We start from the raw sequence: 11,677 nt of genomic DNA, 5'->3' as shown, positions 1-11,677 counted from the left end.
GATTCAAACTGATGTGAAGTCATCAACACCCGTTCGCCCTGATCCTTCGATACCTCAGGACTGGGTCGCTTCGCGATCGAAGGGCTTGTGGAGCGTCGGGACCTGCTGGAACTAATCCCGGAGGCCCACGATGCGCAGCACCGGCCGGCTCAGAGGCTGAGAGCATTTCGAGCGTGCCCGAGCAGCACGTCAAAAGGCGCCTGATCTAGGCGCAAAGCGCAGCCATAGCCCGGGTATGGCGAGCATTTGCAACGACGAGCAGGGGGACTTTTGGCGTGATGAGCGGGCATGATCGAAAAGCTCTCAGCCTCTGAGCCATGGCATGGTGCGCTACCGCTCGAGTAGCGCCGAGGGTGCGAGGCCAGCGCGAGGCCAGGCGTATAACCCGCCGCCGGGTCGCGATGCGTGGTGTACGCCGTGGCCTTTTCAAACGCCCGACCGCCTAACGCCGTGCCTCCCACCGATGTAGCCCGCGTCCAGAAAGGCTTTCGTCTCCTGCCCGTGCAGCACTTCGTGCCTGTGCGCCACGTCGGTCTCGTTGGCGGCCGTGGCGTGAAGGCTATGCACCAGGTCCCTAGTGTCGCGTCAAGCCACAAGTGTCGGCTGATCGCGCCGCTGTCGGAGCGCAGTGCAAGGCGCGCCGACGAGTCATAGCCGCCACTATGGCGAGGAGGCGCAACGCCGCAATGCGCTTCGAGAGCAAGCGAGCAGCCGACACTTGAGGCTTGACGCGACACTAGCCTTATTTCGTTGTTCGACACTTATTGCGACAGAGCCTTGGCTTTCGCCAAAGCAACCTCTGCTTCGCATTTCAGGACCACGAACCCTGGAAGGGGGGGCAGAGTCGAGATCCGTGCAATGCCAAGGAACAGAGCATGAAACGAGTTCGTATTGACAACGCAGGCGCTTCCTCACAGAGGCTGTACTCTGATGAAGAGCCGCTGCAACGCCGCCCGCGCCTTTTCGGGGTTGATCTGGTGCCCCACGAAGGGATGCCCGCTCGGCCAAACCAACGGCCTTCGTCGGACACGCTGCGGCCCCGTGCAGTCCTTGGCGACAACATGCGCACTGCAAGCAGTGCATCACACAGGCTGCACGCTGATGAAGCGGGCCAACCCCCTGTGCGCCTCTTCGGGGTTGATCTGGTGGCGCACGAAGGAATACCCGCGCGGCTAAACCAAGGGGCTTCGTTGTCCAACATCATCCGTACGCGGGTGCCACGCCAAGATTCGGAAGCTCTGGCGGCACGGGCACGGCGCATCCACGACAGCGACGAGCAGGTGCCCGCCACGCCCTACGACCGGCGCAATGCCGTGCTGGCCCAGGTCACTGGAGCCAGAGCAAGCTGTTTGCGCAAAGAGCCGGCGCTGCGCGATACCGACCCGCAAACGAAGCATCTGGCCGACACCATCCGCACGCGGTGGCCACGCCTAAATTCGGAAACTCTGGCGGCATGGGCATGTCGCATCCACGGCAGCGACGAGGAGGTGCCCGCCATGCACTACGACCGGCGCATTGCCGAGCTGGCCCAGGTCACTGGAGCCAGAGAAGACAATCTGCGCCAACAGCCGGCGCTGCGCGACACCGACCCGCAAATGGCGCATCTGGCCGACACCATCCGCACGCAGGTGCCACGCCGAAATTCGGAAGCTCTGGTGGCATGGGCACGGCGCATCCACGACAACGTCGAGCAGGTGCCAGCCATGCACTACGACCAGCGCATTGCCGTGCTGGCCCAGGTCACTGGAGCCAGAGAAGGCGATTTGCGCCAAGAGCCGGCGCTGCGCGACACCAACCCGCAAATGGCGCAACTGGTCGACGCGATCCGCACGTTGGTGCCACGCCAAGATCGGGAGGGTCCGACGGCATGGGCACGGCGCATCCACGAGAGCAACGAGCAGGTGCGCGCCATGCTCTACGACCGGCGCATTGCCGTGCTGGCCCAGGTCACTGGAGCCACAGGAGGCGCTTTGCGCAAAGTGCCGGCGCTGCGCGACACCAACCCGCAAATGAAGCATCTGGCCGACACCATCCGCACGCGGGTGCCACGTCGATATTTGGAAACTCTGTTGGCATGGGCACGGCGCATCCATGAGAGCGACGCGCAGGTGCACGCCATGCCCTCCGTCCAGCTGATTGCCGTGCTGGCCCAGGTCACTGGAGTCAGAGAAATCGATTTGCGCCAAGAGCCGGCGCTGCGCGACACCGACCCGCAAATGAAACATCTGGCCGACACCATCCGCACGCAGGTGCCACGCCAAGATTCGGAAGCTCTGGCGGCATGGGCACGTCGCATCCACGACAACGTCCAGCAGGTGCGAGCCATGGTCTACCGCTCGCGCATTGCCGTGCTGGCCCAGGTCACTGGAGCCAGAGAAGGCGATTTGCGCCAAGACCCGGCGCTGCGCGACACCGACCCGCAGATGGCGCAACTGGTCGAGACGATCCGCACGTTGGTGCCACGCCAAGATCGGGAGGGTCCGACGGCATGGGCAAGGCGCATCCACGAGAGCAACGAGCAGGTGCGCACCATGCTCTACGACCGGCGCATTGCCGTGCTTGCCCAGGTGACTGGAGCCAGAGAATGCAATCTGCGCCGAGAGACGTCGCTGAAAGACACCGACCCGCTGTGAGCAACCATGTAAATCCGGCGTTGATGCATGGATGCCCCGGTCCGGTAGCATGGCGCCGCCTTGAAGTAACCAGGTCGCCGAGATCCGCCATGCCGAACAAGTTCAACGCCGACCGCTAGCACCCACTCGTTTGCCGTTGATCAAGCTCGTGACGCTGCCGTTGACCTACTCGACGCTCTCGCCGAGCTTGAGCGTGAGCCCGAGGAAGTGGAAGGTGTGGACCGCGGCGTCGTAGTTGCGAATCTTGCCCTTGAGCTTGACCACTTGGGCAACAGGCGGCGCGATGAACTCGAAGCGGTCGGCCTTGACCACATCGCCTTGCACCTTGCCGGTGACCACAACCCACGCGCCACTGCCGAGGTCCGACGTGCTGCCGCCGACGAAGGTCGCTGCACTCGCATCGACAGCTATGCCGCGCAAAACACCCTCGGGGCCTCGGGCCCTCGAGTCTGAATTTGCGCGGATTCGATCCACATCGTGAAATCCTGGCTGCCGCCAACAGGATGAAGTAGCGAGGCCGGGAAGCTCCTGAGGCCGTCTTACGGGACGTTTCATTTTGAATCGTCAATCCAATCACACAGAATTTACCGAAACTTGACACCAGCACAAGTAGCATTTCTTTGCACTTTCCATGTGTGAAATCCACCGGAATTCACGGACAATGCGCCCCGTTTGCAGATGGACAAAAGCATTGGGTATTGATATGTCTTGCATGTGCATTCGGTGGCATCGGAGCTTGGCCCACGAAGCTGCGCACCGAAATCTTCCTTTCCTGCATCGTGTTTGAGTTGCCGCAGGTAGATTGTCCAGGGATAGCTGAATCGGAAACCATGGCGCGAATTGTGCGGGTCGAATCCTCTGGAAATCCGTTCGCCATTGGCGTAGTAGGTGGCCGCTTACAGCGTCAGCCGGCCAATCTGCAGGAGGCGGTGCAAACTGCCGACCAACTGGAAAAGGCGGGCTACAACTACTCAATCGGCTTAAGCCAAGTAAACCGTATTCATTTCAAGAGATTTGGTTGGCTTGGTGATATTAAAAATGGATTCAATGCATGCGTTAATTTACAAGCCGGGGCTGATGTGCTCCTTCGCTGCAAAGAGGGGGCGGCCCGTTCTTTGAATTCCAGGTCCCCTGACGCGGTGCTGCGCGCGGCGCTGTCATGCTATTACTCGGGGAGTTATACCGCCGGAGAGAAGATGGGTTACGTAGACAAGGTCCTTTCCAATGGGGGCAAGAAACTCTCTTCCCCGAACGCACCGTCATTTCGCTCAATGTTCGACTAATTAATTCACTGAGAATTTTATGAATCACGCCAACTTTCAATCGTCTACCAGGCTCGCGCTGATCGCCGTTGCGCTACTGCTCTGTGCCCACCCGGCATTCGCACAGATCAGCAGCACGGCGCAAACACTTCTCGGCAACGTCAACTCATGGATGCTCGCTCTCGGCGGCGTCATCGTGACCTGCGCGTTGATGTTCGTGGGCTTTCGCATGGTCTTCCAAGCCGCTGAATGGAAAGACGTGGCCCCGGTTTTCTGGGGGGGCGTTCTGATTGGATCCGCCGCTGCTGTCGGCCCCCAACTGATCCACTGAGAGGCTGAGCCTCTGACGCGCCGCGCCGTCGGCGCGCACCCCCTCCTCCTTCGACTCGTCCCCGCACAAGGGGCGCGCCCGTGCGCGCGCCCCTTGTGCGGGGCCTCGCGTTCGCCGAGGCCCTGGCCTTTCTTCGCTCGTCATTTGCTTCTGCTCAAGCCATGAACTATCGCGATGTCATCTTCAAAGGCGCCACCCGCCCGGCCACGATGGCCGGGGTGCCGGTCGTGCCGTTCATTCTGGTTGTGGGACTGCACATCCTGGTCTGCATGTGGACGGTGATCCTGATCGGCCTTTTCGCGGCCACCGCCATTGCTCTGTCTTGCGTCGTCTGCGTGCTGGTCATGCGCAACGTCAGCTCACATGATGACCAGCGGCTGCTGCAGTACATGCTGCTGATCCGAGGCTTTCCTGCAAAACGCAACATGCGGCATTGGGGGGCCAAGAGCTTTGGTGCCACGCGGTTTACGCAACGCACAACCGCCGGAGAAGGCGACAGATGAAAAGCTCAACGCAGCGACTGGCCAATCAGGAAGATGTACTGAGCCGGCATATTCCAATGTCTGCTCGCATCACCAGCACGGTCGTATCGGCCCGAAGTGGTGACTACATGTCCACGTGGCAGATTGACGGTCTGGCATTCGACGGTCTGTCCATCGCGGATGCCTACGGCAAGATGGAGGCATTCAATGTGCTGGTCCGGAGCTTGTCGAATGGCAAGTTCGCGTTCTGGATACACCGGTTGCGACGTTTCACCGGCGCCCGGCTCTCCGCCCCCAAGGAGACATTCGCCGAGCACGTCGTCAACAAGTATTACGACCAATTGAACGATGAAGGCCTGATGGCCACGGAGATCTATCTCACGATCCTCTACAGGCCCTTTCCGCAAAAGGCAGGTCGACTGAGCGGACGGACGGCCAACACGGTCGACGAGAAGCGCCACGAAGAGATGGAGATCATCGAGCGGATGACCGATCTTCAGAAGCAGGTCACGACGTCGCTGGCATCTTACGGCCCCACGTTGCTGACCGACTATGAGCATGAAGGTGTCACCTGCAGTCGTCAGCAGGAGTTCTATGGCTACCTGATCAACGGCATCTGGCGACCCGTACCCGTCAAGGATGTGCCGCTGTACCAATATCTTTCTTTGTCGCGGGTTCTGTTCGGCAATGAGATGGTTGAAACACGGGGCTTGGCCGGCACCCACTATTCGACCTTCATTGACATCAAAGACTACGCCGAGTACTCAGAACCCGGCATTCTCAACACGATGATCGCCCTGCCCTTCGAGTACATCGAGACGCAATCGTTCTCTCCGATGCACACGATGGATGCGCTGGCAGCGTTGCGGATCCAGCGCAAGCGGCTCTCCAGCGCTGACGACGGCGCCGTGAGCCAGATTGTCGAACTCGATGCGGCCATCGACGGCGTGATCAGCGGCTCGTTTGCCTTCGGCGAGTACCACTATGTGATGCAGATCATAGGCGACACCGTCAAAGACGTCAAAGACTGCCGCGCCATCGCACTGGAGCGTATGCAGTCCGTCGGGTTCCTCGGGGTGCCGGTCGACCTGGTCGTGGACCAGGCCTACCTGTCGCAGTTCCCGGGCAATTGGCGCGCGCGTCCGCGTTCAGCTCACCTCAGCTCGCGCAACTTCACGGGCTTGTGCTCATTGCACAACTTCCAGTCCGGGAAGCGAGACGGCAATCCTTGGGGAGAAGCAGTCACCATCTTCCGTACTCCGGCGGCCCAGCCGTACTACTTCAACTTCCATGCGACCCCGCTGCATGAGGACTCCTTTGGCCAGTCCGCACTCGGCAACTGCCAGATCATCGGGCAGTCCGGCTCGGGCAAGACCGTGCTCGCGCTATACCTGATGCTGAATCTGCGGAAGTACGGCACTCAAGTTGTCTACTTCGACAAAGACCGTGGTGCAGAGATCGCCATCCGTGCTGCGGGGGGCAAGTACCTCTCCCTGCGCAAGGGCGAGCCGACGCAGTTCAACCCCTTCAAGATGGAGCCCACCGAGGCCAATCTTCTGTTCTGGGACGACCTGATTCGCTTCTGCACTTACCGCGCAGAAATGCCCCACTCGCCTCGCGAGGAGGCGGAGATCACCCACGCCGTGCGCGCCGTTGCGAGACTGCCGCGCGAGCTCCGTGGGTTCGAGGCCGTGATCCAGAACCTGCCGAATGTTGACCAGAACAGCGTTGCCGAACGCCTCAAGCGCTGGGCTGCTTCGGGCCCCCTCGGGTGGGCGCTCGACTGCGCCGAGGACGCCTTGGAGTTCGACGACGGAGGCGTCTTCGGCTTCGACTACACCGACCTGCTCGATGACCCGGCCACATGTCCGGCGATCATGATCTACCTGATGTACCGCGTTGAAGGCATGATCGATGGGCGCCGCTTTGCGTTCTTCATGGACGAGTACTGGAAGGCGCTGTCGGTGTCGTACTTCGAGGACTTCGCGAAGAACAAGCAGAAGACGATCCGCAAGCAGAACGGGTTTGGTGTGTACATGACCCAAAGCCCGTCCGACACCCTGCGCAGCCCCATCGCGCGAGCCCTGATCGAGCAGACCGCCACCTTCATCTTCCTTCCCAATCCGACGGCGGACCAGGGCGACTATGTCGATGGCTTCAAGCTCACATTGACCGAGTTTGAATTGCTCAAGGGCCTTGGCGAAGGCTCGCGACAGTTCCTCATCAAGCAGGGCGAAGCCGTGTCACTCGACAGCTTCAACCTGAGTGGATTTGAGGAGGAACTGAAGGTTCTTTCGGGCACGACAGCCAATGTCCAGAAGCTCGATCGGCTGCGAGCCATTCATGGCGAGGATCCCGCGGACTGGATGCCTCACTTCCTGGAGTGATCGATGGCTTTCACGGCATTCTCCGACATGAACACGTGGCTGAAGACCGTGTTCGAGCCGCTGGCGGACAAGCTACCGGCCGACCTCGCCCAGGGGGTCATACCCCTCATAGCTCTCGGTGTGAGCGTGCAGGTGGCCTTTCATGGCTTCGCGGTGATTCGCGGCACGGGCGGGTCAAATCACTTCCTGGATGTATTTGCCAAGGCAATGCGAGCGTTCCTGGTCTTCGCACTGTGCCTCGCAGGCAGCGAATACGTTGACCATATTCGCCCGATCTTTAAAGATCTCCAGGACAGTTTGACTAGCTATGTGACTCACGACAGTGCGAGTAGCGGCGGTGGAGGTGGCGGCAGTCTTGGAGCTGGCGGCAGTCTGGGGGGCGGAGGTGGAGGCAGTGCCGACATCAACGTCGCACTCGACACGGTCATGCAGTCGGGCGTATCGGTCTTCGAGACGGTGCACAAGCTGCTTTACGATCGAGAACACCTTTCTGTCGAGATTTGCCCCTTCGGCGGTTGCAAGGGCACCCACCTTGATGGTGTGCCGGCCATCATCCTGCAGGCCATTCTCAGCTTCTTCATCCTGGCGTTCGGCATCTTCGCGTTCATTGACGTGCAAGTCATCAGCCAGTCGATCGTGATCGTGCTGGCGTTTGGCCCGCTGTTCCTCGCAGGTTTTGCTTTTGAGTCCACAGCGAAGTGGGCTGAGGGATGGCTCACGTCGGTCGTCAAGTATGTGCTGACAGCCATCGTGCTGCTGGTGATTGTCCTCGCTGCGAAGGAACAGGCGACGACGTTCATCAGCGAGCTTAGCAGCGGTGCCAGCGGCGAAGCACTGATCCCCGTGGGGGGGACGATCGGGGCGCCGATGTACGAGGCGCAGGGTAAGCTCATTGCCATCATGATCGTGCTGGCGGCACTGCTCGCGAAGGCCAGCAACATCGCCGCAGACATGGTCGGCTCGCTTGGCGTCGCCAGCAACGCCATCGGCATGGTGCGTGCGGCGCAAGGTGCGGCCTTGGGCGGGATGAAGGGAATGGTCCAGGGCGGCGCGAACGGCGGTGGCGTCAGAGGCGCCATGAAAGGCCTTGCGTACGGAGCCGCCGGCATGGCCGTCACTGACGGCATGGGACGAGGCTCCCGACCCGTATCCGGTGCACGGGGCGGTAGCGGTGGCGGCGGCGGCGGCGGTTCCGGTGCGGGGCCGTCAGCTCCCAAGACGTTCGCACGCCGTGCCAAGCAGCGTGCAGTCAACACGGCCGCATACGCCATGGGCACGGCGGCCGGTCGAACCATTGGCCAAACCCGCCTGCCCGCCATGGCTCAACAGGCTCGGCGAGGGCTCGCCAGCGCGTTCCGCTCCAGCGATCCGATCAAGGCGGCCAGTGTGCAGTCGTCCAAGCGTGCCGGCTCTTCGTTCCGAGACGCCTGGCAGCGGGCCAAGAGTCCGTGATCGCGGCGACCGTTCTTCATTCCCCATGCTCCCTGCAACCATGAATAAGACCTTCCTACTTCTCGGCGCCATGTTGTGTGGCGTGTTGCTGACCACGGCCTGCTCCCATCCGTTGCCGAAACTCGCGTACGCGGATGGCAGCAAACGGATCCCGATCAACCCCCCGCAGGCGAGCGCGCCGAAGGCATCTGACGCCCGTGACGCGAACGCAAGTGGCACAACTGGCGCAAGCGGATCGCCTTCCGGAGAACGGCCATGATCAAGCTGCGCAAGGACAAAGCGGCAATGGCCCCGACCGAATCCACAACTCCTCCGAGATTGAGTTGGGAAGAGGATGTGGTGTTGCACGAACGTCAGTCACGCATCCTTGCATGGCGTGTCGCGACGATCGCTGGCACCTTGCTCATCGTGATGACGATCTGTCTTGCGCTGCTGGTTCCGCTCAAGCAGGCCATTCCATATGTCATCACGGTGGACAAGCAGACCGGCGAGGCACAGCTTGCGTCAACGGCCCGCAAGTTCGTCGGTGAGAGCGAACTGACGCACAAGTACTGGATTCGGGAATACGTCGTCGCGCGCGAGCGGTACATCTACAAGCTGCTTCAGCACGACTACGACACGGTCCGGGTGCTAGCTGATGCCCCCCTGTGGAGGGACTACGACGCCCAGTTCAGTGGCCCCAGCGCACTCGACAAGAGGGTCGGCGATTCGATCGAAGCGATCCCGAGCATCCTGAGCATCGTGCTGCACGCCGACAACACTGCGACCGTGCGCTACGACCTGCTCAAGCGCGACACGAAGCAAGGCAACCAAAGTTCCACCACTCGGCGCATCGCGACGCTCAAGTTCGCCTACCAGCCGAAGACTTTCGCAAAAGAGAGTGACCTCATCGCGAACCCGCTCGGCTTCACGGTGGTGGCGTATCACACAGACCAAGAGTACGTCGCGCAACCTTCTACATCGCTCGGAGCCCCCCAATGAATGTCACGTTCCCTGGCCTGATCCTGGGCCTGTGCTGCAGCGCTGGCGCATTGGCCGCGCCAATGTTGAAGCAATACTTGGAAACCACGCGGGTCACTCACGTCAACTACACGCCGAACAATGTCACCCGCGTGCTCGGGGCGATCGATCACCCGGTGTTGATCGAGTTCAGCGCCGCCGAAGCGATCGAGGACGTCGCCGGTGGCGGCATTTCGGGATGGGAAATACAGAAGCGCGGCCACCGGCTGTTTGTCCGGGCGATGGCCGGGGCATCCGAAGCCACGATGCTGGTGACCACCCGCGCACGCTCGTACGTGTTCGACCTGGTGCCGTTGCGACCTTCAGCCAAAGGCAATCTGAACCGACGGATGTCAAAGGTGGTGTTCGATGACGACACGCCTACCGTGCCCGCTCCCACTTCCGCGGCCGGCACTGCTGCGGTACCAGTCGAGCCTGTCACGGCGAGCCTTGACTCGATGCGCCTGGACTATCCGAACCGGCACCCGTACCGCAACGCCAACTACACGATGCAGGTGGTGTCAGAGACCGTTGACATCCGTCCCCGCGAGGCATTTGACGACGGCCGATTCACCTGGTTGCTGTTCCCCCGAAACCAAGAGGTGCCTGCGGTCTACAAGAGCGTGCCAGGCACCGAAGAGGAGGTGGTCGTCAACTCGCACATGGAGGGTGACTGGCTGGTGCTGCACGCCGTGGCGCCCATGTGGAACCTGCGCCTCGCGGGATCGATGATCGGCGTGTTCAATGACGCTTACGACGCGATGGGGGTAGGCGGCGGGACAAAGACGGTATTCCCGAATGTCATGCGGGTGGACAAGCAATGAACGACGCACCGATGCGCGCCGAGGCGGCCCCCGATGACGACTACGACCCGCACCGCTTCGAGGTTGAGCGGCCCCGTCGCAAATCCAACGTCTTTCCGAAGATCGTCTTCGCGTTCATGGTCACGTTGGGCGTGATCGGCGGGACTGCGTACTTCATCAAGACGAAGATCTCCGACTTCATGCGCTCGCACAGCGAGCCGACTCCGGTTGAAAAGCAGTTGAAGGTGAATGAAAAAACTCCGGAAACGCGCCGCTTCGAAGATGCCGCGCCGCTGACGGCGCCTGCATCCGCGCCCGTGGCGTCGTCCGCGATTCCGGTGGTCGCAACGGCCAGCGCACCTGCCGCTGCGCAACAGCCGCCCAACATGATGCTCAGCGGGGGCGCGCCCGACGCTGCTGCGTCCGAGCCGCCGCGCATGCGCACGATTGAAACGTATGCCAACCAGATGGCCGATGGGATCAAGGCACCGACCACGACGCCGCAGGTCAGTGCCCGCCAGTTCGGTGACCGCTCTTATCTGCTGGCGCGCGGATCCTTCATTCCCTGCGTGCTGGAGACCCAACTGATATCGACCGTCTCGGGAAGCTCCAACTGTGTCGTGCCGGAGCACGTGTACTCGGAGAACGGCAAGGTGCTGCTGATCGAGAAAGGCAGCAAGATCATCGGCGAGTACAAGTCAGACGTGAAGCAGGGTGATGTGCGCATCGCGATCCTGTGGCAACGCATCAAGACTCCGACAGGCGTGGTGATCGACGTCGACTCGCCGACGACCGACGCCGTCGGAGCGATGGGTGTCGAGGGCGGAGTGGACTACCACTGGTCACAGCGCATCGGCGCGGCAGTGCTGCTGTCCATCATCGGTGACGCCATCGACATCCAGAAGGAAAAGAGTTCTCCGACGACCTCAACGACGATCGTGACTGGCCAGAACACCCAGAGCACGACCAAGAGCCTCGCTGAGAAGGTGCTCGAGTCGACGATCAACATACCGCCGACGATCTCGAAGAACCGAGGCGATCGCGTGACCGTGTACCTCAATCGCGACCTGTGGTTCAACACGGTCTATACCCACAGGGAAGTGAGCGCGCCATGAGCCGCCGGGCCGATCCCATGGCGACTGGTAAAGCCTCAGAAATTGTCTAAACCCACCAGACCGCTTCCACATGACTCCCCCTCCCTCCGGGAGAAGGTTGGGGTGAGGGCAGCGGCGGTCGAGAAAGCAAAGCCTTGGACAGCAACGGTCGCAACCCTCACCCCAGCCCTCTCCCAGAGGGAGAGGGAGCAATACATACCCGCCAGACCGTTT

10 protein-coding genes and 1 pseudogene are annotated in these 11,677 nt (G+C 61.4%); 9 read left to right on the top strand and 2 right to left on the bottom strand.

Going from position 1 to position 11,677, the window contains the following annotated elements:
* Positions 1 to 459: 459 nt before the first annotated feature.
* Positions 460 to 570 (bottom strand): annotated as a pseudogene (locus tag AC30NL_RS04820) (IS5/IS1182 family transposase); the annotation flags it as partial.
* A gap of 620 nt (positions 571 to 1,190) precedes the next feature.
* Here AC30NL_RS04820 and AC30NL_RS04815 point away from each other — a divergent pair.
* Positions 1,191 to 2,633 carry a hypothetical protein gene (locus AC30NL_RS04815; protein ID WP_489462875.1) on the top strand — a complete coding sequence of 481 codons (1,443 nt, stop codon included), beginning with the start codon at positions 1,191 to 1,193 and terminating at the stop codon, positions 2,631 to 2,633.
* A gap of 165 nt (positions 2,634 to 2,798) precedes the next feature.
* On the opposite strand, the gene AC30NL_RS04810 is transcribed toward AC30NL_RS04815, so the two are convergent.
* Positions 2,799 to 3,053, bottom strand: coding sequence for a hypothetical protein (locus tag AC30NL_RS04810; RefSeq protein ID WP_489462874.1), 255 nt, complete (start codon positions 3,051 to 3,053; stop codon positions 2,799 to 2,801).
* Positions 3,054 to 3,268: 215 nt separating this feature from the next.
* Between AC30NL_RS04810 and AC30NL_RS04805 the strand changes: the two genes are divergently transcribed.
* The 8 genes from AC30NL_RS04805 (at position 3,269) to virB10 (ending at position 11,464) form a co-directional block, all read left to right on the top strand.
* Positions 3,269 to 3,916 (top strand): lytic transglycosylase domain-containing protein, encoded by a 648-nt coding sequence (locus tag AC30NL_RS04805; protein ID WP_489462873.1) that lies wholly within the window; start codon positions 3,269 to 3,271, stop codon positions 3,914 to 3,916.
* 19 nt (positions 3,917 to 3,935) lie between these two features.
* Positions 3,936 to 4,226 carry a TrbC/VirB2 family protein gene (locus tag AC30NL_RS04800; RefSeq protein WP_489462872.1) on the top strand — a complete coding sequence of 97 codons (291 nt, stop codon included), beginning with the start codon at positions 3,936 to 3,938 and terminating at the stop codon, positions 4,224 to 4,226.
* An 80-nt stretch (positions 4,227 to 4,306) separates the two neighbouring features.
* Positions 4,307 to 4,729 (top strand): VirB3 family type IV secretion system protein, encoded by a 423-nt coding sequence (locus AC30NL_RS04795; protein ID WP_489462871.1) that lies wholly within the window; start codon positions 4,307 to 4,309, stop codon positions 4,727 to 4,729.
* Entirely contained in the window at positions 4,726 to 7,095 is a 2,370-nt protein-coding gene (locus AC30NL_RS04790; protein WP_489462870.1) for a VirB4 family type IV secretion/conjugal transfer ATPase, read from the top strand. The genes AC30NL_RS04795 and AC30NL_RS04790 overlap by 4 nt, the downstream gene beginning before the upstream one ends.
* A gap of 3 nt (positions 7,096 to 7,098) precedes the next feature.
* Entirely contained in the window at positions 7,099 to 8,547 is a 1,449-nt protein-coding gene (locus AC30NL_RS04785) for a type IV secretion system protein (RefSeq protein ID WP_489462869.1), read from the top strand.
* Positions 8,548 to 8,802: 255 nt separating this feature from the next.
* Positions 8,803 to 9,528, top strand: coding sequence for a VirB8 family type IV secretion system protein (locus AC30NL_RS04780; RefSeq protein WP_489462868.1), 726 nt, complete (start codon positions 8,803 to 8,805; stop codon positions 9,526 to 9,528).
* Positions 9,525 to 10,370 (top strand): TrbG/VirB9 family P-type conjugative transfer protein, encoded by an 846-nt coding sequence (locus AC30NL_RS04775; protein ID WP_489462867.1) that lies wholly within the window; start codon positions 9,525 to 9,527, stop codon positions 10,368 to 10,370. Before AC30NL_RS04780 ends, AC30NL_RS04775 begins: the two co-directional genes overlap by 4 nt.
* On the top strand, positions 10,367 to 11,464 hold the full coding sequence (gene virB10, locus AC30NL_RS04770; protein ID WP_489462866.1) for a type IV secretion system protein VirB10: 1,098 nt from the start codon (positions 10,367 to 10,369) through the stop codon (positions 11,462 to 11,464). Before AC30NL_RS04775 ends, virB10 begins: the two co-directional genes overlap by 4 nt.
* Positions 11,465 to 11,677: the final 213 nt, after the last annotated feature.

Origin of the sequence: Rhizobacter sp. (genome assembly GCA_021153565.1) — a bacterium.
GTDB lineage: Bacteria > Pseudomonadota > Gammaproteobacteria > Burkholderiales > Burkholderiaceae_C > Albitalea.
The sequence above is the reverse complement of the archived record's forward strand: the minus strand, read 5'-3'. Positions and strand labels throughout refer to the sequence as shown.

Bases quoted from the DNA above. Each gene is read 5' to 3' on its own strand.
- AC30NL_RS04800 (WP_489462872.1), top strand. From the start codon at position 3,936: ATGAATCACGCCAACTTTCAATCGTCTACCAGGCTCGCGCTGATCGCC.
- AC30NL_RS04790 (WP_489462870.1), top strand. From the start codon at position 4,726: ATGAAAAGCTCAACGCAGCGACTGGCCAATCAGGAAGATGTACTGAGC.
- AC30NL_RS04785 (WP_489462869.1), top strand. From the start codon at position 7,099: ATGGCTTTCACGGCATTCTCCGACATGAACACGTGGCTGAAGACCGTG.
- AC30NL_RS04780 (WP_489462868.1), top strand. From the start codon at position 8,803: ATGATCAAGCTGCGCAAGGACAAAGCGGCAATGGCCCCGACCGAATCC.
- AC30NL_RS04775 (WP_489462867.1), top strand. From the start codon at position 9,525: ATGAATGTCACGTTCCCTGGCCTGATCCTGGGCCTGTGCTGCAGCGCT.
- virB10 (WP_489462866.1), top strand. From the start codon at position 10,367: ATGAACGACGCACCGATGCGCGCCGAGGCGGCCCCCGATGACGACTAC.